Source organism: Leptolyngbya sp. FACHB-671, from assembly GCF_014695745.1.
Taxonomy (GTDB): Bacteria; Cyanobacteriota; Cyanobacteriia; order Elainellales; family Elainellaceae; genus JAAUTN01.
The window spans coordinates 354,986-381,478 of the sequence record NZ_JACJOV010000127.1 but is presented as its reverse complement, the minus strand read 5'-3'; the positions used below and the strand labels follow the sequence as shown (position 1 = coordinate 381,478).

Here is a 26,493-nt window from a genome sequence, read left to right as displayed (position 1 = left end):
TTTCCTTTATAGCTCCAATTCTTAGAATTTTTAGAAACTGTACTATTACTATTCTTTGAAATTGAACCTGTTCAAATCAGGATAGGAGCGACACAATTTAGTAGATCGCAATTTCTAATTTGAATAACATAGCCTTGATACCGTTTCTACATAAGCTGCATATTTTGGAGCGTGCCCCGCGTACGCGGGGCACGCTCCAAAATATGCAGCCTTAAAGAGAATTGATATGAGCAAGTTTTTATTAGTTATTAATTGCTTATAAAAATGCTATTTTTGGCTTACTAGTTCTGTAAATTTTGCTGGTTAGCTAATTGTATGAACGTTATTCATAGAAGCTATTGATTTGCTAGATTGAACACTTTTGAGTTGCTGCCTAGACTTGAATTGTCAACTAAAAAGTCAGGAGAAAAGCAATGAGATCTGTAATTAAGACTGAGTTCCAATCATTTGAACAACCGCGTCAAAAGAACGTAATTCTACGTGCTATCCAGAAGTTTTGGGAGTTTTCCAACTTTTATGGTGAGTACAATTCACTCGATCCTTCACAAAGACGCAAGTTTGTTTTGGATAAAAATAATGAGGCTTCACATCGTTAGAAACTTTAGTGCTCCGAAAAAAGGAAAAGGGAAAGGAATGAAAGCCAGCCAACGGCACTTTCCCTTTCTCTCCCTTTCCCTTTCAATTCAAAGCATTAGGTGTTAGAAGGTAAAGCGGCGATCGCTTCCATCATCCTCAAACTGTTGTTCTCCTTTGCCGACGACTTCTACAATCACTTGGCGCGATCGCGGTTGCCATTCTCCTTGACGAGCCGTGATTTCGACGATTGTTTGTGGTCCGTCGCTGTGTACCCGATAGGTTGTGGTTGCCCAAGCTCCGGTGCGGTACTCAAATGAGTGACCATCATCTTCGTAGAGCGTCCATTCTCCTTCCCCGGGATAGACTCGTAGCCGCAGTTCATCCATTGGGCGTTCGTCCGTGTACTGCATCACGGGTGCTAAGGGAATGATTGCGCCTGCCCGAACAAATAGCGGCATTGTTTCTAGGGGTGCTTGAGCCAGAATGTGGTTTGCACCTTGGTACGTTTCTCCGCTCCACCAGTCGTACCACTCGCCTTTAGGCAGGTATACAAGTCGCTCCTCAACACCAGGTCTATACACGGGTGCAGCCATTAGTGACGGCCCTAGCAATACCTGATCATAGAGGTTATAGGTTTTGGGATCGTTAGGAAAATGATAAAGCAGTGGACGCAAAATAGGTGCGCCTGTGCTGGCAGCTTCCCAGAATAGCGTGTAAAGGTAGGGCAGCAGCCGATAGCGCAGTTCGATGTATTCTCGACAAATCTTTTCGACGCGATCGCCAAACACCCAGGGTTCATGACGAGCGCTGGCAGTCGTGGAGTGCGCCCGCATCATTGGATAAAGCATTCCTACCTGCATCCAACGGGCGAATAGCTCCGCCGTTGCGTTGCCTGCAAAGCCGCCAATGTCTTCCCCGACAAAAGCTACACCAGATAGCCCCAGGTTACAGAGCGCTGGCAATGACATCTCCAGATATTCCCAAAGTGACTGGTTATCGCCTGTCCATACAGCAGACCAGCGCTGCACGCCTGCGTAGCCAGATCGGGTCAACACAAACGATCGCGCATTCGGACGTAGCCGCTCCAATCCCTCAGCGCAGGCCCGCGCCATCATTTGCCCATACAGGTTGTGTGCTTCTGCGTGAGTAGTTTGCTCGTCAGCAGGTCCTTGAGGAGCGTCGAGCGGAAACCACATTTTCTTACCCGGATCTCCAAAGGGGCGATCGTTCATAGCGGGTTCGTTCATGTCGTTCCAGACGCCTGCAATGCCGACATCTGTCAGCTCCTTTTGCAGGTTGCCCCACCATTCACGCACGTCAGGTCGCAAGAAGTCCGGAAAAACGGCACGACCGGGCCAGACATAACCATGAAAAATTTTGCCCTCAGCCGTTCTCACGAAGTAGTCATGTTCTAAACCTTCCTCAAACGGCAAGTAGTCGGCTTCCGTTTCTTCTTTTACACCTGGATCGACGATTGTGACAAACTTAAACCCATCCTGAGATAAATCTTTTACCATCGTTTTGGGGTCGGGAAAGCGCTTAGGACTCCAGGTAAACACGCGGTAACCGCGCATGTAATCAATATCCAGGTGAATCACATCACAGGGAATCTGGCGATCGCGGAACTCTTGAGCAAGCTGACGTACCTCTTCTTCGGAGTCGTAGCTCCAGCGGCACTGGTGATAGCCCAATGACCAGCGGGGCGGCATTGGCATTCGTCCAGTCAGTTGAGTGTAGGTTTGTAGGATCTGAGCCGGTTCAGGTCCGTAGATGATGTAATAGTCTAGGTCTTTGCTCTGGCTTTGCATCTTCCAGACTCCATACTGTTCAGCGCCAATGTCAAACTGGCTCCAGAAAGTGGTGTTGAAAAAGATGCCATAGCCTAACTGGGGTCGCAATGCCATAAAAAATGGAATTGCCTGATACATCTCATCGGTGAGTGCGGTGTAGTCGAGTGAATCGGTTGTCCAGTTGGTGAGGCGATCGCTCCGTTTATCTAGCAGTCCTGTCCGTTCACCAAAACCATAGAAGTGTTCATCTTCTGCGATTTGCTTCCAGTTGGCGATCGCCCCTTGCCGCCAGGCCATGCCCGGTTCTGCATCCTGAGCAAAAGCTCGTCCTGACGAGTCAAAACAGGTAATTTGGACTGGATGGCGTTCAATTGTGACGCGAATTTTCTCTGTTTTTAGTTCCAGAGACTCTGGAGTTTCCTGTAGCTCAAACGGCACCTGATCCCATTCTTCATCTGCTACGGGTGTAGCCCACGATCGCCTGGGTGAAAACTCATTATTAGGAGCCATTTGCACCCGTACCAAATTTGCCGCAAGGATGCTAATAATGACCCGAGCATTGCCGCAGTCTAGCTCTACACCTCGCTCAAATTGCTCAACTCCCTGCACGCCTCCAACAGTTGACCAGGGCTGTTCTTTAATGGGCATTTTGCCCCAAATCTCTGGCATTCCAATTCTCCTAAATTGCGTCTAGCGAGTTAGCTTCAGTAAAAACGGCACTGGATTGAGAGGTAAGATCTGCGATTTCTTTGAGAAGTCGCACTCAGGTTTTAGTCATCGGTGAGATGAGTATCTTTAATGATTTGGGCGATCGCTTCCAAAGTTTCTGCTGACAGCTTTTTGCCGACTGCGCCTACATTTTCCTCAACCTGGGAGGGCTTGCTTGCTCCGATGATTACACTGCTCAACTCTGGGTTCCTCAAACACCAGGCTAAAGCCAACTGAGATAAACTCATTCCCTCTTGTTCTGATAAGGGCACCAGTTTTTGAACCTGAGTGAGAAGCTGCTGATCTAGTTCTCCCCGATTGAGGAATGCATTTTGCTTCGGGTCACTTGCCCGTGAACCTTCTGGCAGCGGTTGCCCTGGCTTATATTTGCCTGTGAGTAAGCCTTGCGCCAAAGGTGAGAAGTTAATGATGCCAATTCCCTCGCGTCCACAAAGCGGCATCACTGCTTTCTCAATTTGCCGCTGAAGCATGTTGTATTGAGGTTGGTTAGAGGCGATCGGACTGAGCCCTGCTAATCGTGTTAAATCAGTGGCATGAGCGATTTGACCAGCACTCCATTCTGACACACCATAATACAAAATCTTGCCTTGCTTCACTAAGTGATCAAACGCTATCAGTGTCTCCGCTAAAGGCACAGATGTGTCATAGCGGTGAGCCTGATAGAGATCGATGTATTCTACTCCCAGTCGCTTTAAGCTGGCATCACACTGCTCTAAAATGTGTTTGCGTGATAGTCCGCGATCGTTAGGACCATTACCCATCGGAAAGTAAACCTTCGTTGCCAGCACATAAGAGTGACGTGGGTATTGCCCCAACACTTTGCCAACGACCTTTTCGGCTTCTCCTCTAGCGTAAACATTTGCCGTATCAAAAAAATTAATGCCCAAATCATAAGCCCGCTCGATGCACGATCGCGCTACATCTTCTTCCGTTGCCGAGCCGTATGTCAGCCAAGATCCCAAGCACACCTCCGAAACCCGGATGCCGTGCTTGCCTAGATGCCGATATTCCACCTGTTTTCTCCTGCTAGAGTTAAGTTACTGTAGGTTGGGTGAAGCAAAGCGTAACCCAACACTCCAAGCCTGTTGCAATCTAAGCTTGTTGCGGTACTTACAAACTAAATCGCACTGCTTTTATACCTTCAACTTTTATGCCTTCAATAAGGACTCCGCACCATCGATCCAAACTTCAGTGCCTGTAATGTGACTAGATAAATCCGAGGCTAAAAACATCACTAGTTGAGCAACCTGCTCAGAGGTGCCAGGTTTGCCGTCAGTCAACGGAATTTTGCCTTCAGGAAACTCGACTGGTTCTGCAATATGTTCCAGATTCCGACGCTCGGTGTTTTCATCAATGTTCGTTTCGATCGCCCCCGGACAAATCACATTCACCCGAATTTTATGTTTAGCCAGTTCTAAAGCCACCATTTTGGTGAAAGCAACCTGAGCCGCTTTGGAGCAGGAATAGGCCGTTGCGCCCGTGTTGCTAAAGATTCGAGTCCCATTCACTGATGAGGTGATGACTACAGAACCGCCGCGCTGCTTGAGCAAAGGAACGGCATATTTCACGGTTAAGAAAGTACCTTTAAGATTAACGTCCAGCGTTTTATCCCAATCTTCAGGGGTTAATTCTTCCAGGGATGCCCAGACTCCGTTAATTCCTGCGTTGGCAAATACGATATCGAGTCTTCCCCACTGTTGCTCAATTTTTTGGATTGCCTGCTGCATCTGATCTGGCTGAGAAATATCTGCAATTACTGGAATTGCCTCGCCACCCTTTGCCTGAATTTCTTCTACAGTCTGCTTTAATTCATCCTCACTGTGGCCCAGTGCCGCTACTTTTGCTCCTTCAGCAGCAAACAATAAAGAAGTCGCTTTGGCAATTCCAGAACCCGCTCCAGTGATTAGCGCTACTTTTTCGGCGAGTTGCATAATTTTTCTCCATTTAGACAGACTCTAGAACCGTTTCTCCTGTACCCTAAGCGCTGAACTTTTGATCGTGAACCTATCTCTGGGTAGGTCTAGGAGTTACTGGCTGGGGCGATCGCCAAAAAGAGTCCATCCCAACACTTCTCTTCTACTAAAGTCCTTAAATTTTTAGCCCTCTAAGGAAGTCAAGATCTGCAAACCTCTGCATTGATATCGTCTAGTAATAGATATCATTCCTTTGATACATTAGAATCTATACCAATTGGCATATTCTCGTTACTATAGGACGAGGTGCAGACTGCATGTCCAAAATTTTGAGTAGATCGGTATTTCCTAATCTAAGAGTGTATTTAAGTGCAGATAAGATGCCCCTATGTTTCAACTATCTCCACTTAGCAATGCCCTAGATTTGCTTTAGAGGAAAAACATAGCTTATGACTTCTGAAGCGATTGATCTTTCTAGGAAAGATTCCAGAAATTACAAAGAAGAATGCATACGTTTGCAGAAAGAGTTAGACCGCTATAAGCAGGAGTTTCATACCCTTGTAGAAAATTTGCCAGATGTGGTTTTCCGGCTTGACTGCAACTTACGCCACATTTTTATCAGTCCTGTCGTAGAGCGCATTACGGGTATACCCTGGCAAGATTTTTTGGGCAAAACAGGGCGTGAAGTTGGGCTACCTGCTGAGATTTGCGATCGCTTTGAGTCAAAGTGTAATGAGGCGATCGCCACTCGTCAGGTGACGCAAGTAGAGTTCGATTTTGAGGGAAAGTATTATCAGTCGAGGATTATTCCTGAGCCTGCGCCCGACGGGGCAATTGGTTCAGTGATGGGTATCACCGAAGATATCACTGAGCGAAAACAGGCAGAAAATGCCCTGCGCGAAAGTGAAGCCTTACTCACTGCACTGTTAAATAGTTCACCTGTAGCGATCGCCTTTTTGGACCAGAATTTGCGCTATGTTCACATTAACGAAGCTCTCGCTGCAATGAATGGCATTCCTGTCCGTGAACATTTAGGACGTACTGTAGAAGAAGTTCTTCCGGGTTGGGCACCCATATTCACCCCTGTTCTACAGCAGGTGATGCAAAGCCGAGAACCATTGCTCAATCAGGAGATCAACGGTGAGACTAACCCTCCTGGGCTGCTTCGTCATAGCCTGGTTGACTACTATCCTGTTTGCCTGCCCGATGGTCAACTTTTAGGAGTGGGTGTCAGCGCAATCGATATCACTCACCTTAAGCAAATTGAGGCAGACCTCCGGTTAGCGAATCAACGCTTTGAACTAGCAACAACTGCTGTCAATTGTCTGGTTTACGATTGGGATTTTGAGCGGAGCACGGTTGAGCGAAGCAATGGGCTGATACACATTCTGGGCTACTCTCCAGAGGAAGTTGAACTTACCAGTGAGTGGTGGTCAGCGCAAATCCACCCAGAAGATCTGCCCCGTGCTACTGCAGAATTTGCCGCAGCAGTCGCAAAAGGCGATCGTTACGCGATCGAGTGTCGGATTCGCCATAAAAACAACCAGTATGTTTATGTGCAGGATCAGGGGTTAGTGGTTTCTCGAAACGCGGACGGGCAACCAACTCGTATTGTTGGCAGTACAACTGATATCAGCGATCGCAAGCGTAACGAAGCCGAGCGTTTGCAGGCAGAAGCAAAACTGCGTGAGAGCGAAAATCGCTATCGCACTTTGGCAAATGCTGTATCTCAGTTAATGTGGATTAATGAGCCAGATGGGAGGATTGAGTTTTTCAATGATCGCTGGAAAGAATACACAGGTGCAGCTTTAGAACTGGGTGTGGGTCTATGGCGCGAAGTCATTCACCCAGACGATTTTGAATCAACCCTAGCAACCCGGACGGAAGCAATTCAGGCTGGAGAAGCTTATGAAGTAGAGTGTCGCCTGAAGCGGTTTGACCAGACTTACCGGTGGCATTTAGCCCGTGTCGTGCCACTGAAGAATGACCAGGGAGACATTCTCTATTGGTTTGGCACTGCAACTGATATTGAAGAGATTAAGCAAGTCGAAGCAGGGCAGCGCTTTTTGGCTGAATCTAGTTCAGTATTAGCCACTTCTTTAGACTATCAAACCACGCTCACCAGTATTGCTCGTTCGGCAGTTCCCTTCTTGGCAGACTGTTGCTTTTTTGATGTAGTCACGGCAGACAATCAGATTCAGCGAGTTGCTTGTCATCATGTTGATCCGGAGAAACAGACGTGGTTTGAGCAGATTCGACAGTACATTCCACCTAATAAGTCGGAGTATCATCCAGTCGTTAAAGTACTTTTGAGTGGTGATACAACTTTTATTCCCTATGTTTCTGATGAGTGGTTGCAGGCGATTGCACTCAATCCTGAACATCTCCAATTTATGCAAGACTATCAGCCTTGTTCAGTCATGGCTGTGCCGCTGACGGTTCATAACCAGAGGTTGGGGGTGCTGACGTTTTGCTTTACGGCTGCGTCAGGTCGGCACTACACTCAAGCTGATATTGCTTTGGCAGAGGAATTGGCTCACCGCGCGGCCTTAGCGTTGGACAATGCCAAACTTTATCAGCAGGCACAGGAGGCAAATCGGGTTAAAGATGAGTTTTTGGCAGTGCTTTCTCATGAGTTGCGATCGCCTCTCAATGCCATTCTAGGTTGGGCAAAACTGTTGCGATCGCGTCAGTTTAACGAAGCTACAACTACCTGTGCCTTGGAAACCATTGAGCGCAACGCCAGACTACAAACTCAACTGATCGAAGACCTGCTCGACATTTCGCGCATTCTTCAAGGTAAGTTTAGCCTCAATGTTTGTCCTGTGAATTTAGTCACCTGCATCGAAGCAGCAATCGAGACAATGCGTCTGGCAGCAGAAGCAAAATCAATTCACATTCAGTTTTTCTTTAGTCCATTAGTGGGACTGGTGGCAGGTGACCCAAATCGCCTACAGCAGATTGTTTGGAACCTCTTGTCCAATGCAATTAAGTTCACGCCAACTGGAGGTCACGTTCATATTTGGCTAGAAGCGATTGGCTCTGAAGCCCAGATCCGAGTCAGCGATACGGGCAAAGGAATTACGCCTGACTTCTTACCTTACATCTTTGATCACTTTCGTCAGGCAGATGCCTCAATTACCCGCAGCTATGGTGGTTTGGGATTGGGGTTAGCCATTGTGCGGCAACTGGTGGAGCTACACGGCGGCAGTGTCTATGCAGAAAGTATGGGCGAGGGACAAGGGGCAACTTTTACCGTAAAACTGCCGCTTTTAGCAAACGAGATAGAAAGGGAAGATGAGTTGGACTCCAATCCTACTTCTCATTCTTCAATGCTTGTAGACAAAAAGATCTTAATTGTCGATGATGATCCGGATACTCGTGAGTTCTTTTCTTTTGTCATAGAAGAAGCCGGTGCGATCGCCCTCACCGTCACTTCTACAAGGGAAGCACTGGTTGCATTACCGCAATTTCAGCCCGATCTACTCATGAGTGATATCGGGATGCCGGAGGAAGACGGCTACAGCCTGTTACGGCAAGTTAGACAGCTACCCCCCAATCAAGGTGGACTCATCCCGGCAATCGCCTTGACAGCCTATGCTAGCGAAGAAGATCGTAATCGAGCGCTAACTGCAGGCTATCAGGCTCACTTATCCAAACCGATTGAACCCGCAGTATTAGTTGAGGCGATCGCTCAATTACTCACTTCTCACTAAACTTCCCACTAACGTATTATCGCGCCTGCTCTTTTAGCACATTCACATAGTTCTGAATATCGTGATCCTTAAAGCGGCGAGAGAGAAAGTTGAGGTTAAAGCGGGGACCCAGTCTGTACTCTGTATCAACGTGCCGATAACCTTGCCAGGTTCTTGGAAGGGCAGGCACCATGTCCATTCCATAGATAAATCGGGAGCTATTAGGGACGCGACGATTAAAAGATTCTCTAAAGCCGTCGTTACCCACTCTGGGAGTACCAAACGTGTAAATGGCGATCGCTACATTTGGAAAATTGTATTGAATATCCACTGCACAGAGAGTCGCCAGCGCACCGCCCAGACTATGCCCTGTAACAGTACAGTGAGTGACAGTACTTCGATCTTTTAAGTAGCGATGAATTTGTCCTCGTACAGATAAATAAGCCTCTGAGAATCCTCGATGCATTTTTGCCCCAGACTGGCTAGCGCCCTTGTAAGGGTAGACTTGTTCTTGTTCCTGAACAATTTCCCCTTCAATTACTTCCTGTCGAAATTCAACAACTTCTTGCTCAAAGTCCAGGTTTGTTTCCCAATCCAGCCGCTTTTCACTGCCGCGAAAAGTGACATAAACAGATTCATTCGTAGCGTCTGACAGCATTGCAAACTGGGTATCAGTATCTGCTTGGTCGATTAAATCTGGCGTGATGTCGGGAAATCCACTAAAGCGAAGCTGGGAAAAATTTTTGTAGACTTCTTGCGAAAGAAGTGCACACTTGAGTGCCTCAGCATAGTCCATTCCCAAAATCTCCTCTTTAGTGAATTAGTGAAGCGTTATCGACCTTCTCAAACCGTCTAACCAGAGTTCAATGACTAATGAGCCAATCCAAAGCTGAGTATAAGTATGATTCACGGCTCTCAATCCCGTCTGTAGGGGCATGGCATTGCCATGCCCCTACGGAATTCATATCGAAGACATGGGACGGCGCGATCGCCATCAAATATCCAAATTCTATCCGCTCAGCTTGAAAAAATCTGATAAAAAATGTGTCTATTTTTACTACGGTCAGCGGCTCTTCACAATCCCCTTAAGAGAGTCACAGAGCGGTGCTTTCACAACCCATTTAGAATTGCTACAGATGAAGAAACATATGAAGAGAAAAATTCTACAGGATTAAATCCAGCTGCCCACGCACCTGCAAAAGCGGCCGAAGCTGCGCCTGTAGACGCTGTTAAAAAGAGCCACCATGCTGCGGTTGCTGCTGCTTTTCGAGTCATCTCAAACTGCTGTTGAGTCTGGCGCTTGACAGTATCAATGCGCTCTTGTGCCGACTGCTGAATTGAATCAATCGGCTGCATTGCCTTTTCCCGCAGCTGAGTAGCCTGTGTGATTAAAGATTGATTTAAATTTGGCAAGCTAACGGATGAAGCGAGCAGTCCTTCAAGTGCTTGCTTAAAGTTAGTGTCGTTTGAGTCAGTGTCTTTTGAGGAAGGTACATTTAGGGAAGGTAAATTATTGACTACAGTATCAACTACAGCATTGCCATCAACGGAATCCTTTACCTTGGCAAGCGCGATCGATAGAATCATGGGAGCGAGTCCAACCTCTTTGGGCAGCGACAGGTCTGACTGCTGTAAAAGTTTAGGTAAGTGGGTCAAAACCTGATCAACGGTAGTATCCAAAGCCGATTGAAGCAGTTTTGTTGTAGTGGGCGATCGCTCCTCTGACGAAGGTGCTGCGCTCGTGTCTGATTCAGAATCAGCGATTTCAGGTTCAGTCATTTCAGCGATCGATGATTCCTGCAAGAACTGTTGCCATGTTTGCTCAAATTGATCCAAGATACGTTGCTTTCGCTTGTCACTCAGGTCCTCTCGCTGATCGAGGACTTGGGCGAGAGCGTCCAGATCAAGGGCAGGATTGCCAGCTAGTCCGTTAGCTGTGCCAGCTTGCAGCATGTTTTGGAGCTTGCGCTCAACTCGCTTGGGAGTCAAGCTTTTAGAACTGGCATCTTGTAAGTAGGTTGTGATCTGCTGCCAAAGTTCTGTAGTGGTCAGGTTGAGCGAACTGGACGCTACATCATTAGCTGCTGAAATAGACTGGGATAGGTGCGACGATGAACCCGCTTGAACCGATGGTAGAGGAATCGTCTGTAATTGTTCTTCGATCATTTGACGCAGATTCACGGTGTCGAGAGCAGCCTGCATTTCTTCTCGAATGCTGCTCAACATCTGTTCTTCGGTAATAGGTTCTGCTTTGTTGCCTGCTAGCGCATTGGCGATCGCTGAAACAATGCGTCGAAAGCCACCCGTTAGCGCATCTAAAACCACTCCAACTAATGAACTTACCGCAGTGGAGCTAAGCCATAACATTAATAGGAAGTAGGCTGACCAGATCACGATGCCTGCGATCGCCCCGGCAATGGGGTCACTAACCTGCCCAAACTTTGTAGCTAAAAAACAGGCTGCAAATAATACAGTATTGACGGTTAGAAAAACTCCAAAACCCGCTAACAACCCTATTGCAGAAGAATTGGAGGAGCGATCATCCTCGCGATCGTCCTCAGACCAACCAACTCTCAGCACAGAAATTCCCAGAGCAATTCCTAAAACTGTTAACAGGAGCTGGAATGCAAAAGCTGTGAGCAATCCGATCACTAACACCGTGAACAACTGTGCCCAAATCGGAGGAGCAGTAGAGTAAATAGGATTAATGGGTTGGCTTTGAAGCAACAGCCAACAAAATGAACTCAACAATTTTCCTGAGAGCACAAACACAGCACTACAGCCTCGGTTCATTACTGCCCAGCTTAGCGCTCAGGTGGCGAAAAGCCATCTAGCTAGAAGGAGATAAGTCTGAGCTGAATACGGTCTTTAGCAGCTCTATCTCAAAGCAGAAAGTTCAACCTTGTGATAGGCACCTTAGTGTAGAGCCCGACCTCAAAAAGATAAGTTAGATTGTAAGACTTAACGAAGAAAGTATGAGTTTAAGTTTGAATAATGGCTAAGAAAAAGTCAAAAGATAAGCAGAAGCTGACTAAACAAAAGAACAGCGGTGGTGAAAAAGGAACTTTAGGAGCTAGCTTGCGGCAGGCTGGTGCCGTTGCTGCATCAGCGATCGCGGCTGAAATCGTGGCGGCTACTGTTGACCGATTAGTTCAGAAAACTTCTCAAGCAAAGAATGGAACGAGTGATTCTAAGGGTGCTGGTCAGCATCTTGAACATTCCAAGGGTGCGATCGAGGGCGCAACAGCAAAGGTGCAAGATGGGGTTCAGGCGGTAAAGCCGACTGTCAGAGACACGGCTGAGGCGGTAAAGAGTTCGCTTGGCGAGATTAGACCAACCCTAGCTGATGTAGTGGACTCGCTCAAAGAGGTAGCCCAAGAAATACTTCAGCGATCGCTGGCGATCGCCTCTCCCGCTGAGATGACGGTTGAAAGTGCTTTAGGCACCGCCAAAAACGTGATTGGGGCTATCAGCCAAACCGATTCCAAGAAGTCCGAAAAAAAGAGCAAGAAGAACAAGAAAAAAGCGTAAGCTCTACTGCCATAAAGGACGTATCAAAAACGGTAACTTGGCTCTCTTGAAATGCGGTTAGCTCTAATCTGGAGGTTAATAGCTCCTCATGTACCAAGTACATACAACAGCAGCCCTCCAAGGCTGCTTTTTTTATGGCAAATCATAGCGAGTAACTTACAACCCAACCGATTACCAGTCCAGTTAGGGAAACCAGGGTCAAAATGAATAGGGATTGCGCTCGACTAAAGCCACGGTTTTGCAAATCTAATCGAGCTAAAACTTCGGCTGCAATAACGGTAATGATATAGCCAAAGACATGAGCCCAAACCAGAACAGTTGTGGCCAAAAAAGCAAGACTGAGGACAGTAGTGAAATAGCCCGTATCAGAGCTTAACCATCTGCCAACCATTGCCTTAAACCCTTGAGCGAAAGTCGTTAGCAATAGCGCTTGCAGTACAGCAAACCCAATAACACAAACCCAGACCACCCAGGTAATCGTGAGATGGTAAACATACCAGCTAAAAGTGCTGTAAGCAGCTAGCAAAAGACTAAGAGACAACCAGGGAAGGAATTTCTTCGCAGTTGGCTTCGCGTTATAGGTCATTAGTTGCTGACTACGGAGTAAGGAGTACGCGATCGCAATAAGTCATATTACCTATAGATTAGTAGAAATTGCCTGAACTGGACAGGTCGGAACACACTGTTCACAGACGATACAGCGCGATCGCGTAAAGTTAAGCCGAAAAGTTTGGGGATCAAGGCTGAGCGCTTCTGTAGGGCAGATGCCAGTACACAAACCGCAGTGAACACAGACCTCTTCATCAATCAAAATTTCTCGGCTCGCTAGAGAGATGCCAATATCCTGCGATCGCATCCAGTCCATCGCAGCATCTAATTGATCGATATCGCCGGATAGCTCTACAACAAGGGTCCCAATCTGATTGGGTGCTACCTGCGCTCGAATAATATTTGCAGCAACGTTAAAATCTTTTGCCAACCGATAGGTCACGGGCATGTGAACAGAGCGTTTTGGAAAGGTAAGCGTCACGCGTTTTTTCACAGTCCAGAGCCTTTTGTTAAGTTCGGTTACACTAAAATCAGTGCAAGCTAGATACATTCTCCTAGATTGTAGAAGTTGCAGAAAAAAGCTGTGTAGAAAGGGTAGGTAGGTGGTATGTAGGCAGGAAAAACAGCTTTCCCACCTATTACTGATTACCTACCAGCTGTACAAGAACCCAAATGCCTATGACTGGAAATTCATCTGATTCTTCCAATGAAGCCTCATTTCAGGCTGCCTCTGCTTTTGCTGCCCGCATCAGAAATTTGCTGATTGTGCTGGTGGCAGTGGTGCTAAGTTCAGCGTTATTCTTTGGTTTGCGGTCTGAAACGCCGACCGGAACACTCGAAGCCCTGGCAGAGCAATCTACCCCACTGGAAGTTGCTTTAACCAGCGGCAAACCAACGCTAATGGAGTTCTACGCGAACTGGTGTACAAGCTGTCAGGCAATGGCTCCTGATATTGCTGAAATTGAGCAGCAGTATGGAGATCGCGTTAATTTCGTGATGCTCAACGTAGACAACAGCAAATGGCTCCCCGAAATGCTGCACTATCGGGTAGACGGCATTCCCCACTTTGTCTTTTTGGATAATGCTGGGGAGGCGATCGCCAGCACCATTGGCGAACAGCCGCACACGATCATGACCGATAACCTGGACGCGCTGATTGTAGGAGTGCCGCTGCCCCATGCCAAAGCGACGGGGCGAACTTCTGAAGTTAACACCGTTGCTATGCCGAAAGCAGTCGTTGACGACCCACGCGGTCATGGCAGTCAGGTCGTTGTTCAGTAGAGATTTGGAATTGCCAAACTCTTGCTCAAATCCGGTACTGATTAAGTTCTATTTCCGTCAATCTAAAACAACTCACTGGTATTTTTCTCATGGCATCAACCGATCGTAAGAAACGAGTGATGGAGCATCTTGCTCGTAGCACAGGCGACTTTATTAAACCTACTGTTCGTCTGACTGATCAGCGTAAACAGCAAATTATGGATCACATCCGCAGAACCAAAGGTTAACGGGATAGCTAATTGGCAAAATGTTGAACTAACGAGACAGCAGGCTAACAAGACAGTGAACTAACGAGACAGTTTGAAATGATAATTTATGTTTTCTAGCAACGATAGTTCACGATTTTTACTAGAGATCTTCGCTAGTCTGAAAGAGAAGCCAGAACTCTAAGGAAGGTCTATGACTGCTGTCTCTATCACCAAATTCAAGCAACCTAAATGGCAAGCGATCGCTGTTTTTACCCTGGCTTTTTGGTTAAGTAGCAGCCTGATTCTAGATTTGGTGATCATGCCAGGAATGTATGCGGGTGGCATGATGACTCAGTCTAGCTTTGCATCGGCTGGCTACTCCATTTTCTGGGTCTTTAACCGAATCGAGCTACTGTGCGCTGCCCTGGTACTAACGGGTGTCCTGGTACTTTACAACGTCCAAGCTGACTCAAGCCGCAATCGCCGCCTGACGCTGATCCTGTCCGGTTTGCTGCTCGCGATCGCTCTTGCTTACACCTACGCACTAGCGCCAACCATGAGCACCTTAGGGCTTCAACTCAATTTGTTTGAGCCTGCTGCGGCAATTCCTGCGGCAATGGATCAAATGCACTGGGGCTATTGGACTCTCGAACTGACCAAGCTGGCTGCGGCTGGAACGCTGCTCACCTCCCTCTATCGCAACCCAGCATAAAATTTAGTTACTTCCTTCCCAGCCAAAGATTAGGTACTAAAAGATCAGGGATGCACCCCCGCGTCGTGGGGGTGCATCCCTGATCTTTTAGTGGGAAAGGAGTAAAACGACAAAACAGGAGGACAAGCCTCCTGTTTTGTCGTTTTAGCAAAACCCAGTTTTTAAGCCTCTTCAGATTGGGTTGAATCTGCCTCAAACCAGAGTAGGCGAATTGCCATAACTGCAAACCCAATCGCCGCGGTCGCCTTGACCCAACGAGTTGGCAAGATTTGAGAGACTCCTTCCCCAAGCATTACGCCCAAAAAGCTAGCCAACAAGAGTGCCGATGCTGCTCCTAAAAAGACAGCCCGCAGAGATTTAGAATTGCCGCTGAGGGCGATCGCTGCTAGTTGGCTTTTGTCTCCAAGCTCTGACAAGAAAACAGTCGCAAAGCTGAGTCCAAGTAAATTCCAGTCCATAATCCTATCAAGCGCTAATTACATCCCACAGCAGTAACACCGAAACGAGCAACAAAATGGTGCCCGTTGCCGTTTCCAGCACCTTAGGCGAAACTCGCGATGACAGCCATCGACCCAGCAGTACGCCCAGCAAACTCGTGGAAATCAAAGCTGCTCCTGAGCCCATAAAAACAACCCAGGGAGAATTAGACTCTGCGCTCATTAACAACGTCGTTAACTGAGTTTTGTCTCCTAACTCCGCTACAAAAATCGTAAAGAAGGTCGAAAAGAAAATCTCAATTTCCTGACGACGGGACAGTTGCTTCGATGGAATGGAGGCTTGAGAATTTTCCAGGTTATTCTCAATCAGATCTTCAGGAAGATTCGGCAGCCGCTCGGTTGGCTCCAATTCAGAAATCAACAAGCTAGGCGCAGGAGAAGAAAGTTTCACGGGCGATCGCTTTAGGGATTTTTCATATTCCTTTCATTTTATTCCTGACCCTGCCTGAAAAATCAACCCCTACCGCTAAAGCTTACAAAATCATTAACTCTAATTCTGATTAAAGCGTGACTAGGGCGTGACTAAGGCGAACTGCTGTTCGCTCTTACTCGCTCTTATAAGGTGTAAAATTTCCCGAAACCTGCTTAAATTCCAACTTCCTGGTCAAATCGCAGCATCTCTAGACTGCGATCGCCATACACTCCTTCAATCTGCTCACGACAGCAGTCAATTGCAAAATCGCTCAGTTCTTCCGACTCAATCCCGTACATATCCTGAAAAATCTCCGGCTCAACCCGACAAAAGCGGGGGCGATCGTCATAAATGTTGCACTTTCGAGTGGTATGGTCAAAGTTGACACACCATCCTTCTTCCCCGACCATGCTGAGATATAGCTCTAGCTCAACGGGTGAGAGATATAGCTCCAAGCCGGGGCGATCGCTCGGATCAAGATTACAGCAGGCTCCGCACTGCTGCACACAACGCCAGGTTGCCATAGTTTTAACTAGACCAAAAATCGTTCACTTCCTGAGCTTAACGATTTTTGTTACCTGACGGACTCGCTTCTCCATTGAAACAACCTCAAGCTTTTTGGAATTTTGTAAAGTTCCTTAAAATATGAGGACGCAGAACGGGTAGAATATCGGTTGTGTTTTCAGTTTAGAAAATAAACTTATTAGGTTTACTTGGGAGGATCAATGGAGGCTCTGACTAGCGTTTTTAATGGCGTTAACTGGGAAGCAATCGTACAGCTCACGCTGGTAGCAATGATTATGATCTCTGGACCTGTTGTGATTTTTCTTCTGGCATTCCGGGGCGGCGACCTCTAGATCACTCGGCTTTCAAAAGAAGTCAGCACCAGCTACAAGGATTAAAGTCCCTCCACCACTTCAGGAAAAAGCGTGGCGTAGGGCGATCGCGGTTTAACAATTCGCAATCTTAGAGGCACTACATCCTATACAGGTGTGGTGCTTTTTTAAAGAAATTTTCCATTTGTGCAGATCAATTTCAGTCAAGAGTGAAGCTACTTAATCTGCCGCAGGAAATCGTATCCATCTCGTCAATGTTTTTAAGTCTTTTCGCTGATCTTCAACGCTATTATTTGTACTATCAATGAGCTTGTCGTACGCAATAGTTTCTCTGAAACGTATTGCAGATTTGCAGTTCAGTTTAGAAATATGCTTGAGAAATTGATCAGGTAGCTTTCTCCCAAAATTTGATCAGCCAGAACTTGATCAAGTGCCAGCAGGAGTGCGTTTGTTGATTTTTTGTACACCCATTGCGATCGCCTTCTTGGAGTTAAAAACTATCAACAATCCTGCATTGTTGCTGAGGCAAATAGGTCGTAGAAGTTATACCCTGTTAAAATTTAACTCCTACAACCCAGTCTAGAATTGCAGCAGAACATGTTTTTGACTCGAAATGATAAGATTGCGGTGATTAGACTTGAGGATTTGTTGTGATCCGCTCTGCAACTCTGACCCTTCAGCCTCCTCTACCTCCCGTCGCGGACAATAGCCGTCTGAGGCTTTTTTCGGGTTCCGCTAATGTGCCCTTAGCCCAAGAGGTAGCTCGTTACCTCGGCATGGATTTGGGCCCGATGGTTCGCAAGCGATTTGCGGATGGAGAACTCTACGTCCAAATTCAAGAATCCATTCGTGGCTGTGATGTTTACCTGATGCAGCCAACCTGCTGTCCGGTAAACGACCACTTAATGGAACTGCTGATTATGGTGGATGCCTGTCGGCGGGCATCAGCCCGGCAAATAACAGCAGTTATTCCTTACTATGGCTACGCCAGAGCCGATCGCAAAACCGCTGGACGAGAATCGATCACAGCAAAATTGGTTGCCAACCTGATTACTCAAGCAGGCGCAGGACGCATTCTAGCAATGGATCTGCACTCCGCTCAGATTCAGGGCTATTTTGACATTCCTTTTGATCACGTATACGGTTCACCCGTGCTGCTGGACTATTTGGCAAGCAAGCAGCTTCCTGATCTGGTTGTCGTCTCCCCAGACGTAGGTGGAGTGGCTCGGGCCAGAGCTTTTGCCAAAAAGCTGAATGATGCCCCTCTGGCAATTATTGATAAGCGTCGTCAGGCTCACAACGTTGCCGAAGTAATGAATCTAATCGGCGATGTCGCTGGGAAAACGGCTGTTTTGGTCGATGACATGATCGACACAGGCGGAACAATCAGTGAAGGAGCTAGGCTCTTAAGAGCACAAGGCGCACGTCAGGTTTATGCCTGTGCGACTCATGCCGTGTTTTCACCTCCTGCGGTTGAGCGATTGTCGAGCGGAGTCTTTGAGGAAGTGATTGTAACCAATACAATTCCTGTCCCTGAAGAAAATCGCTTTAAGCAGCTTACTGTCCTGTCTGTGGCAAATCTGCTGGGTGAAACCATTTGGCGGATTCACGAAGATAGCTCTGTAAGCAGCATGTTCCGCTAAAGCTAGGCTGCTCTCACCTCAAGCTTCTCACTGCTGATCTCGTCCCCAGGTTTTACCTGGGGATGCTTATACCGAAGCTCTGCCTCGTGAAAAGTGAGGAGGCAGAGCCTCTAGGCGCTACTAGATAGAACCTGGCAATGAGGAGGTGGAGGAAAGCTTGACTTCATCGCCAAGTTTGATGGTTTTGCCTGCTTCCGATGCTGCAACCCGCGTGTTTACAGTTAGCTTGAAGAAGTGATTGAAGCGCTGAGGGACAGCCCATTCAGGCAAAGTCCCCTGGCGTTTAGTGATAAAAGTCTTTTGAAAGTTGGGGTAGCGATCGCCCTTCAACGAGTCTCGCGTAGGCACCACACAGCGCTGACAAGGATTACTCCCGTTTAGCACCACATCACCAATTTGAAACGGCACAAGCTGTCCTGCCTCACCAAACAGTTGGTCTTCCCAAAATGCTGGAACATCATCGATTTCGAGGTTGGTACGAAATCGACGACGCACTTCTTCTAGACTCAGTTCGGGAAACCAGGAGGTGATCGCCTCCAAGGTCGCAGTACTGACCACTGTCGGGCCGCTAGCATCGGGATCATCGGGGAAACCCATGTGAAGGTCTTGTTTTAGCTCAACCGTGTAGCCAAAGAAGTCACTTAACCAAGCTGAGAGTGCCTGTCGCTCGTCGTCCAGATGAAATCTCTGGGACTGGGCGCTGTCTTGATTGGTCATTGTCACTATTCTGGCAGGCAGATCAAACACTGATCTCAATCGATGAATTTTGTCGGTGCGCTTGCCGTTCACGAATTCTCCATGCTGATCGACGATCGCAAACTCACGGTCGTGGGCGATCGCCCCTCCCTTCAAGAAAGTTGCCTGTGTCACCTCCAGACCATCCAGCGATTTGATTGGAAAAATGGTGATGTGCTTCAGGTAAGGCATGGTTTTAGGAATCAGCCGAGAGACTGCTGCAAAAACAAACTGGCAACGAAGCTAACCAAAATCGCATTGTATACCGCGTGGTCGGCGGTGCTAGCCATCACGCCCGCCTCTCGTGCTTGAAGTGGATCGGCGGTTTTGCGTAGCTGGCGATCGTGGACATACTTGTAGCGACAGGCAAATAAAAATCCCGGTACGATTAGTACAAACCCACCTAAAATCGGAATTCCAGCCAATAAATGAACCAAGCCAAATTGGGTGGAGCGAATCAGAATTTGCTTCCAGGTATTAGCACCTTGCCGGAAGATTAGCTCTTCTAGCTTTGCCCAGAAAGGAATTCCTAGAAGCAACAATAACCAAAATCCAATAATAAAGAGTGAGCCATAGTTAAAGCCGATAGTTGCCTGATTTTCGGTGGTTTGCGCTCCTAAAGATTGAAAATTTAAAGTCAAAGTCGAGGCGAACTGTAGGGCGATCGCCCCCACTAAATTACTGATTGGAGCAGTTAGATCGCTGACTTCAGTAACAGCAGAACTGAACAAATTAAACGGCTGGAAAATAATATTTCCCGGTTGCCCAAACACCAGGTTTGCCCAGCCCCAACGCATAAAGGGTGGTGCAAAGTAATCGGCGATCGAATACGTCCCAAGTGTAATTACAATAATTGCCGCTGCACGAAAGTAGGTTAAGATGCCGCTTTGGAAATAGGCTTTCCAAACTAGTTCTAACTTAGATTTGTTTTTCCATAAGTCGGCAATCAGCAAAGCGATGATTACGCCGGAAAATAGGGTCGGAACTACTTGCCGAACGGTATCTGCCCAGTCTCCCTGGCTTTGAGATAGGAGAAGAATGAGACCTACAAAAAAGAGCAGGCGATATTTGAGGAAATGAATCACCGTACCAAAATCGTGCAGCAGCTTTCCTCGACTCGCTGGACGGGTGGCATAGGCAAAAAATTGACCCGATAAAACTAAACCGATCAGTTTGTACAGCGCTGCCGGATAGGAACGGGGCTGAAGCTCTAACGCTTTTTCAAAATTAGCGATCGCCCGCTCAAATTGCCCCAGCTTAAGCAACACATAGCCCCAGCTCACCCAGGCGCTAGAGTGCCAAACCTCACGACGAATTGGTGCGTCACTCAACGCTTGCTCAAAGCTGGCGATCGCCTCTGTCTCTTTCCCCAACCGCAACAGCGCCACGCCACGGTTAAACCAGACTCGATTAAACCCAGGCTGAAGTTCCAACGCTTTGTCAAAGTCGGCTAGCGCCTGCTGATCTCGATGCGCCATTAGCAAGACTGCTCCTCGACTGCTCCAGGTTTCCTCGGAGTTGGGTTCCAGCTCCACTGCCAGGTTGCAGCTTGCTAATGCCTGTTTCGTCCGCCTCAGCAGCATCAGCGTCAGACCTTTGCCGGATAGTGCTTTGACGTGATCGGGCTGAAGAATCAGCGCTTTTTCATAGCTTTCCAGCGCTTTGGCATGGCGAGAGAGATTTCGCAAAGCGTTGCCGCGATCGCTCCAAAGTTGGGCACTGGGATTTACACTCACTCCAATTGCCTGGTCGTAGGCAGCAAGTGCTTGTCGATAGCGTCCTAAATTTTCCAATGCCACAGCCCGATAGTGATGAATCTCAGCATCATCGGGTTGAAGCTGCAATGCCTGCTCGTAGCTGGCGATTGCTTGCTCATAGTGTCCCGCCTGCATCAATAGCAACCCTTCCCGACAGAGCAGCTTCAGCCGTTCCTGACTAGAACTGGCGCGTTGCAGCCTTTGGCGGCACTGCTCCAGCGAAAATGGCACCCCATCATCAGCGGCGAAATTTGAGCTTGCATTCATAAAGGTTGGATCAATCGAAAACGCTTGAAGTTGAGAGGCTAGGAATTGGGACAACTTTACGTCATGCTAGAAACCGTCTGTCTTTTCGCAGAAGCTTTTCACAGGAGGGTTTGCCAATGACTACAGGACTTGATCCCGTTAAGTTGATGAAACAGCAGGTGGGCAAAGCTGCCGCCGACCGCGTGCAGTCAGGTTCCATTGTGGGGTTAGGCACGGGGTCAACTACTGCCTTTGCAATTCAACATTTAGGCGATCGCCTAAAATCTGGCGACTTGAAGGATATTAAAGGCATTCCTACCTCTTTTCAGGCATCCGTTCTAGCAAAACAGTATGGCATTCCTTTAACCACCCTGGACGAAATTGACCAAATTGATATCGCCATTGATGGCGCGGACGAGGTCGATCCGCAAAAGAATCTGATTAAGGGCGGCGGCGCAGCTCACACCCGCGAAAAAGTGGTGGATTCGTTAGCAAAGCTGTTTATCGTCGTGGTAGACAGTTCCAAGCTGGTCGATCGCCTCGGCTCTACCTTTGCGCTGCCTGTAGAAGTGCTGCCGATGGCAATTACTCCCGTCACCAAAGCAATCGAAGCGCTGGGCGGCAAACCAGAATTGCGGATGGGCGTAAAGAAAGACGGCCCGGTCATTACTGATCAGGGCAACATGGTGCTGGATGTGACGTTTGAAGCGATTGCCGACCCTGCGGAACTGGAAAAGACGCTAAACAACATTCCTGGTGTGCTGGAGAATGGGCTATTTGTTGGCGTAACTGATGTGGTTTTGATTGGTGAAGTCAAAGACGGAGAGGCGAGCGTGCGGGAAATGGAGTAACCGCATCCTGAGCAACTTACTTAGACAGCAATCTAGCAATTTGACCTCAAAGTAGGGTGCTGTTAGCGCAGCGTAACGCACCGAGCAATCAGCAACGTGCGTTATGGCAATACCTGATGCACTCCATGCCTGATGTTAGGACAGATAAGCTTTGCTTGACTCGTCCTACGGCTCAGGGTTTGGCTGCTCAGCGACTCCGCACAGCTCCTTTGTAGTTCTGCACAGCTGCTTTGTAGTTCCGCACAGCTCCTCAACAGTTCCACACAGTTCCTCAACAGTTCTGCACAGCTCCTCAATAGTTCTGCATAGCTCCTCAATAGTTCTGCACAGCTCCTCAATAGTTCTGCATAGCTCCTCAACAGTTTTGCATAGCTTCTCAACAGTTCCGTATAGCTGCTGAATGATTCTGCATGGCTCCTTTGTGGTTCTGCATAGCTTCTAAAGGATGGAGCTTGTGGGCGTAGTGCACTGAAATTGTGGACGATGCGTTAGGCGCTAGCCGTAACGCATCCTACGGGAGCTACTCAAATGTTAAGTTCAGGGATGTTAAGTTCTAAGTATTGCCGTTCTCTACTCCCTGACGCTTTACCTCATGCAGTATCGACGCTTTGGCCGGACAGAGTTACAGATGCCCGTGTTTTCTTGCGGTGGAATGCGTTATCAGCATTCCTGGAAAGACGTGCCGGGATGGAGTGTTCCAAACGATCGCCAGAAAAACCTGGAAGCCACAATCCGGCGATCGCTAGAAGTGGGCATCAATCACATTGAAACCGCTAGAGGCTATGGCAGTTCAGAGCTACAGCTAGGGCGAATTTTGCCAAAGCTGCCGCGAGAACAGCTGATTGTGCAAACCAAAGTGAGTCCGTGCGAAGACCCTAAAGAGTTTCACCGCACCTTTGACCAGTCCCTCTCTAACCTGCGGCTCGACCACGTTGACCTGTTAGGGTTGCACGGTATCAATACCCCTGAACTGCTACACCAAAGCATTCGTCCTGGTGGCTGTTTAGATGTAGCGCGACAGCTTCAGCAGCAGGGCAAAGTGCGGTTCATTGGTTTCTCGACTCACGCGCCAACCGACATCATTCTGCGAACGGTTGAGACTAACCAGTTCGACTACATTAACCTGCACTGGTACTACATCAATCAGATTAACTGGGCAGCGATCGAAGCGGCGACTGAGCGAGATATGGGCGTTTTCATCATCAGCCCTTCTGACAAAGGCGGAATGCTCTATCAACCGTCCCCGAAGCTAGTAGAACTGTGTGCCCCGCTCAGCCCAATGGTATTCAACGATCTGTTTTGCCTCAGCCATGCTCAAGTTCACACGCTTAGCATTGGGGCGGCGCGACCTCAAGATTTTGATGAGCATTTGAAGGCACTGCCACTGCTCGACCAGACCGATACTGTTTTGCCGCCAATTTTAAAACGGTTGGAGAATGAGGCGATCGCCCGCTTAGGCGAAACCTGGTACAAAACCTGGCACATTGGGCTACCCAAACCAGAGGAAACACCAGGAGGCATGAATATTCGGTCGATTTTGTGGCTGAGGAATTTGGCGATCGCCTATGACCTGGTTGATTTCGCTCAAACTCGCTACAACATGCTGGGCAATGCAAGTCACTGGTTTCCCGGCAACAAAGCCGATCGAGTGCAAAGTCTAGACTTGCGCCAATGTTTATCTCAGAGTCCCCACGCCGACAAAATTCCAGCCCTTTTAGAAGAAACTCACCAGCTTCTAGGCGGCAAGACGGTTCAGCGGCTTTCTCAGCAATAAGTATGTAGGGCTAAGTCGGTGAAGAAGCCGTTTTTCTGGGCAGATTGACTTGACTAGAGCTAACTTTCTGCACAGCGATGCAGTGACGGATACCTTGAGTTAGCGGCGTGGTAAATTCTTCGACTGTGTCAAGTTTGCCATTAAATCGCTCAGCCGTTTGAGCCAATTCCGTTGCTTCCGCATCTGTCCACTGTCCTCGGTAGAGAACCACTGAGCCGCCCGGTTTCAGTAGCGGTAGGGCATATTCAGCGCAGGCTGAGGCAGAACCAACGGCTCTAATTAGCGCTAAATCGTACTGTTCTCGGTGTTGGCGATCGCCCCTCATCTGTTCTGCTCGCCCTACTAGCGTTTTCACATTCTCAACGGACAGCTCAGGGATGAGAGAGTCGAGGAAAGCGATTTTTTTGCGGGTTGAGTCCAGTAGGGTGACGGTTGCGTGAGGTAGGGCGATCGCCACGGGCAGCCCAGGAAAACCTGCTCCAGTACCAATGTCAAGGATTTGCAAGGACGAGGAAGTTAACTCATTCACTGGAGTTTTGTTGTCCTTCAACCGAAAAGCAATGCCTCGGAGAGAATCCCACAGGTGCTTTTCCCAAAATTCCTGCGGCTCTGTGATGCGCGTTAGGTTAAGTTTTTGGTTGCCTTCTAGAATCAGCTCATAGAGACGCTGAAATTTTGTCTGCTGCTGTTCGTCAGGCTGCCAGCCTACTGTCTCCTGCCACAGTTCAGCCATGACAGGCAAAAAAATTTTGCCTTTCCCTTCGTCTTGCATTCCTCACCCCTCTTTTTTTCCCTATCTCACGGGCTGTGGTCTACCAATTGCCAGCTTAGCGGGATCTGCTGGAGCAAGCTCACCGTGATTGAGCGTCCAGCACTGATCGGCGATCGCCAGCAAATCTCCAGCGTCGTGGGTGACAATTAGCAAACTCCAGTCTTGCTTGAGCTTTGCCAGCAAACTCACTAACTGTTGGCGCATCGACCAATCTAACCCTGCTGTGGGTTCATCCAACAACAGCAGATAGGGCTGACGAATCAACTGGACTGCTAGGGCTAAGCGTCGTTGCTGCCCACCGCTGAGCGAGTGAGGCGAGGTTTTTAGCGGCAGGTGAGCCAGCCCAACCTGCTGAAGGGCTTGCTCGATGCGTTCTTTGCCCAGTTCAGGATGGCCCAGCCGCAGTTCATCTAGAATTGTGCTGCCGCAGAAGTGGCGCTCTGGAAACTGAAAAACCAATCCACCTAGTTGCTGAAGGTGTTCGGGTGTGAGTTCTTGACTGCGCCAGTGAATTGCGCCAGATGTTTTTTGTGCTAAACCTGCCAAAATTTCGAGTAGCGTGCTTTTGCCAGAGCCGCTCGGACCGATTACCAATCCCATTTGTTTAGGCGCTAATTCTAAATTGATCGATTTCAGAATTGCGGTTGGAGTTGCAGCGGGATGATAAACCAGATTTCTAAGATAGAGCATTAGCAGTCAGGCAAGCAGCGATGTGATTTCTATACTAGTCTAGGAATTTGCAAACTTGATACAAATAGGAACCCCTTCAGGGCGATCGCGTCATAGTCGATGTCCTCAAAATTCTCTTAACCTCTGAGGTATACGCTTTTGAATGTGGATAATTGGTGCGATCCATATCCACCCGGATGCGTGAAATCTGCCTGTGTACCAATGCCATACGGCGTGTTGAAATTATCTTGATTTAACTCCTTCACTACAACTTTATTGAGGCTGAATTATGACCGGAACGCCTACAACGTCTCTATCGCTACAAAAGCTCCAATCTAGAGGCATAAAAGGGCTAAAGTCTGTTTCCATTGATTTATCGCACGGACACAATAAAAAGCAACCCGTTTTAGTAGCTGCTAGACAGGCTGTGGCTACGATCGCTGGAGCAATGGCGATCGCTACCCTATGGGTCACTCCATCGCTGGCAGGCGATCCGTTTAGAGAAAGCAATCCTCGGGCGATCGATGACCAGACTGAAGCAGCTTTCAATGCGCTATTTGAGCAAGGAAACTATCGCTCGGCTGAGCAGTTGCTCCAGTCTGCCCAAACCGATGAACCGCTTGCCTATGCTATGAAAGCTTCTCTGGCTTTCATGAATGAAGATCTAGATGCCATGTCAGAGAATGCAACCCTGACCCGCGAGGCGGCTGAGCGGCTGATTGCAACAGATCCCCTAAGGGGCAACATCTATATCGCTGCTGGTCATTTTCTCGAAGGTGCCCATACGATAACCGTTCAAGGGGTCGTTAGAGGAACGCCTACTGCCCTGAGCAAACTTCAACTGGTGTTTGATAGCCTCAAGGCAGCCGAAGAAATTGACCCTACTGATCCAGAGCTAAATCTGTTGAAGGGATACATGGATTTGATGTTGGCAGTAAATTTGCCTTTTTCCGATCCAGATCAGGCGATTGAACGCCTAGAGAACTATGCGGCTCCTGAATACTTAGCGCAACGGGGGATTGCGATCGCCTACCGCGACCTTGACCAGCAAGACGAAGCTATGGCAGCCGTTGAGCAAGCCTTGCAGGCAACGCCCGATAACCCCGACCTGCTCTATCTCAAAGCCCAAATTTTGGTGCAGCAGGAAAGAGACCAGGAAAGTCTAACCTTCTTTCAGCAGGCACTAGAACGGCAAACTCAACTGCTCCCCACCCTGGCCGGTCAAATTGCCTGGGAAGCCTGCCGTGCTGACACCCGCGCGACTGGCAGAGACCAAAACTGCTCAGCGGCAAGAGATAGAGCTGAGGAGGCAAGTCAGGGATAAAAACTTTGTAGGG

General features: G+C 48.2%; 25 protein-coding genes. 11 read left to right on the top strand and 14 right to left on the bottom strand.

All coding sequences use genetic code 11. The features are described from left to right. Positions 1-698: 698 nt before the first annotated feature. The 3 genes from H6F93_RS18285 to H6F93_RS18275 form a co-directional block, all read right to left on the bottom strand. Positions 699-3,035, bottom strand: coding sequence for a glycoside hydrolase family 31 protein (locus H6F93_RS18285; protein WP_190683506.1), 2,337 nt, complete (start codon positions 3,033-3,035; stop codon positions 699-701). Positions 3,036-3,136: 101 nt separating this feature from the next. Then, positions 3,137-4,108, bottom strand: coding sequence for an aldo/keto reductase (locus H6F93_RS18280; RefSeq protein ID WP_190683503.1), 972 nt, complete (start codon positions 4,106-4,108; stop codon positions 3,137-3,139). 135 nt (positions 4,109-4,243) lie between these two features. Then, positions 4,244-5,026 (bottom strand): SDR family oxidoreductase, encoded by a 783-nt coding sequence (locus H6F93_RS18275; protein ID WP_190645656.1) that lies wholly within the window; start codon positions 5,024-5,026, stop codon positions 4,244-4,246. A gap of 431 nt (positions 5,027-5,457) precedes the next feature. On the opposite strand from H6F93_RS18275, the gene H6F93_RS18270 reads away from it, so the two are divergent. Further along, entirely contained in the window at positions 5,458-8,724 is a 3,267-nt protein-coding gene (locus tag H6F93_RS18270; protein WP_190683500.1) for a PAS domain-containing protein, read from the top strand. Positions 8,725-8,740: 16 nt separating this feature from the next. On the opposite strand, the gene H6F93_RS18265 is transcribed toward H6F93_RS18270, so the two are convergent. Further along, entirely contained in the window at positions 8,741-9,499 is a 759-nt protein-coding gene (locus H6F93_RS18265; RefSeq protein ID WP_242043506.1) for a lipase family protein, read from the bottom strand. 77 nt (positions 9,500-9,576) lie between these two features. Between H6F93_RS18265 and H6F93_RS33670 the strand changes: the two genes are divergently transcribed. Beyond that, complete coding sequence (locus H6F93_RS33670) at positions 9,577-9,729, top strand: hypothetical protein (protein WP_206755744.1); 153 nt, start codon at positions 9,577-9,579, stop codon at positions 9,727-9,729. An 84-nt stretch (positions 9,730-9,813) separates the two neighbouring features. Here H6F93_RS33670 and H6F93_RS18260 read toward each other — a convergent pair whose 3' ends face one another. Beyond that, positions 9,814-11,451, bottom strand: a complete 1,638-nt coding sequence (locus tag H6F93_RS18260) for a hypothetical protein (RefSeq protein WP_190683494.1) — start codon at positions 11,449-11,451, stop codon at positions 9,814-9,816. A 246-nt stretch (positions 11,452-11,697) separates the two neighbouring features. Between H6F93_RS18260 and H6F93_RS18255 the strand changes: the two genes are divergently transcribed. After that, positions 11,698-12,234 (top strand): hypothetical protein, encoded by a 537-nt coding sequence (locus tag H6F93_RS18255; protein WP_190683491.1) that lies wholly within the window; start codon positions 11,698-11,700, stop codon positions 12,232-12,234. 142 nt (positions 12,235-12,376) lie between these two features. Here the strand turns inward: H6F93_RS18255 and H6F93_RS18250 are convergent, their stop codons facing one another. Both H6F93_RS18250 and H6F93_RS18245 read right to left on the bottom strand, forming a co-directional pair. Continuing rightward, positions 12,377-12,820: a hypothetical protein gene (locus H6F93_RS18250; protein WP_190683487.1), complete on the bottom strand. Its 444-nt coding sequence runs from the start codon at positions 12,818-12,820 to the stop codon at positions 12,377-12,379. A gap of 51 nt (positions 12,821-12,871) precedes the next feature. Continuing rightward, positions 12,872-13,276 (bottom strand): NIL domain-containing protein, encoded by a 405-nt coding sequence (locus tag H6F93_RS18245; RefSeq protein WP_190645650.1) that lies wholly within the window; start codon positions 13,274-13,276, stop codon positions 12,872-12,874. A 185-nt stretch (positions 13,277-13,461) separates the two neighbouring features. Between H6F93_RS18245 and H6F93_RS18240 the strand changes: the two genes are divergently transcribed. The 3 genes from H6F93_RS18240 (at position 13,462) to H6F93_RS18230 (ending at position 14,964) form a co-directional block, all read left to right on the top strand. Then, positions 13,462-14,064 carry a thioredoxin family protein gene (locus H6F93_RS18240; RefSeq protein WP_190683485.1) on the top strand — a complete coding sequence of 201 codons (603 nt, stop codon included), beginning with the start codon at positions 13,462-13,464 and terminating at the stop codon, positions 14,062-14,064. 89 nt (positions 14,065-14,153) lie between these two features. After that, positions 14,154-14,291: a hypothetical protein gene (locus H6F93_RS18235; protein WP_190645648.1), complete on the top strand. Its 138-nt coding sequence runs from the start codon at positions 14,154-14,156 to the stop codon at positions 14,289-14,291. 172 nt (positions 14,292-14,463) lie between these two features. Further along, positions 14,464-14,964, top strand: a complete 501-nt coding sequence (locus H6F93_RS18230) for a DUF4149 domain-containing protein (protein ID WP_190645647.1) — start codon at positions 14,464-14,466, stop codon at positions 14,962-14,964. A gap of 161 nt (positions 14,965-15,125) precedes the next feature. Here H6F93_RS18230 and H6F93_RS18225 read toward each other — a convergent pair whose 3' ends face one another. From H6F93_RS18225 to H6F93_RS18215, 3 genes are all read right to left on the bottom strand, one after another. Continuing rightward, complete coding sequence (locus H6F93_RS18225; RefSeq protein WP_190683482.1) at positions 15,126-15,422, bottom strand: TMEM165/GDT1 family protein; 297 nt, start codon at positions 15,420-15,422, stop codon at positions 15,126-15,128. A gap of 7 nt (positions 15,423-15,429) precedes the next feature. Continuing rightward, on the bottom strand, positions 15,430-15,852 hold the full coding sequence (locus H6F93_RS18220; RefSeq protein ID WP_190683480.1) for a TMEM165/GDT1 family protein: 423 nt from the start codon (positions 15,850-15,852) through the stop codon (positions 15,430-15,432). A gap of 194 nt (positions 15,853-16,046) precedes the next feature. Continuing rightward, positions 16,047-16,397, bottom strand: a complete 351-nt coding sequence (locus tag H6F93_RS18215; RefSeq protein WP_190683477.1) for a YkgJ family cysteine cluster protein — start codon at positions 16,395-16,397, stop codon at positions 16,047-16,049. Between the two features lie 201 nt (positions 16,398-16,598). Here H6F93_RS18215 and psb30 point away from each other — a divergent pair, with 201 nt between their 5' ends. Continuing rightward, complete coding sequence (gene psb30 / locus H6F93_RS18210; protein WP_190645643.1) at positions 16,599-16,730, top strand: photosystem II reaction center protein Ycf12/Psb30; 132 nt, start codon at positions 16,599-16,601, stop codon at positions 16,728-16,730. A 629-nt stretch (positions 16,731-17,359) separates the two neighbouring features. Further along, on the top strand, positions 17,360-18,352 hold the full coding sequence (locus tag H6F93_RS18205; RefSeq protein WP_347277316.1) for a ribose-phosphate pyrophosphokinase: 993 nt from the start codon (positions 17,360-17,362) through the stop codon (positions 18,350-18,352). A 120-nt stretch (positions 18,353-18,472) separates the two neighbouring features. Here H6F93_RS18205 and H6F93_RS18200 read toward each other — a convergent pair whose 3' ends face one another. Together H6F93_RS18200 and H6F93_RS18195 are read right to left on the bottom strand one after the other, a co-directional pair. Beyond that, on the bottom strand, positions 18,473-19,279 hold the full coding sequence (locus H6F93_RS18200; protein WP_190683472.1) for an MOSC domain-containing protein: 807 nt from the start codon (positions 19,277-19,279) through the stop codon (positions 18,473-18,475). Between the two features lie 11 nt (positions 19,280-19,290). Beyond that, entirely contained in the window at positions 19,291-21,165 is a 1,875-nt protein-coding gene (locus H6F93_RS18195) for a tetratricopeptide repeat protein (RefSeq protein ID WP_190683469.1), read from the bottom strand. Between the two features lie 62 nt (positions 21,166-21,227). Here H6F93_RS18195 and rpiA point away from each other — a divergent pair, with 62 nt between their 5' ends. Then, positions 21,228-21,941, top strand: a complete 714-nt coding sequence (gene rpiA, locus H6F93_RS18190) for a ribose-5-phosphate isomerase RpiA (RefSeq protein WP_190683466.1) — start codon at positions 21,228-21,230, stop codon at positions 21,939-21,941. A gap of 628 nt (positions 21,942-22,569) precedes the next feature. Continuing rightward, on the top strand, positions 22,570-23,715 hold the full coding sequence (locus tag H6F93_RS18185) for an aldo/keto reductase (protein WP_524537964.1): 1,146 nt from the start codon (positions 22,570-22,572) through the stop codon (positions 23,713-23,715). A gap of 10 nt (positions 23,716-23,725) precedes the next feature. Here H6F93_RS18185 and rsmG read toward each other — a convergent pair whose 3' ends face one another. Both rsmG and H6F93_RS18175 read right to left on the bottom strand, forming a co-directional pair. Beyond that, positions 23,726-24,487, bottom strand: coding sequence for a 16S rRNA (guanine(527)-N(7))-methyltransferase RsmG (gene rsmG / locus H6F93_RS18180; protein ID WP_190683459.1), 762 nt, complete (start codon positions 24,485-24,487; stop codon positions 23,726-23,728). Between the two features lie 21 nt (positions 24,488-24,508). Beyond that, positions 24,509-25,177 carry an ABC transporter ATP-binding protein gene (locus tag H6F93_RS18175; RefSeq protein ID WP_190683455.1) on the bottom strand — a complete coding sequence of 223 codons (669 nt, stop codon included), beginning with the start codon at positions 25,175-25,177 and terminating at the stop codon, positions 24,509-24,511. Between the two features lie 268 nt (positions 25,178-25,445). Here H6F93_RS18175 and H6F93_RS18170 point away from each other — a divergent pair, with 268 nt between their 5' ends. Then, positions 25,446-26,480 (top strand): Sll0314/Alr1548 family TPR repeat-containing protein, encoded by a 1,035-nt coding sequence (locus H6F93_RS18170; RefSeq protein ID WP_190683452.1) that lies wholly within the window; start codon positions 25,446-25,448, stop codon positions 26,478-26,480. Positions 26,481-26,493 lie beyond the last annotated feature (13 nt).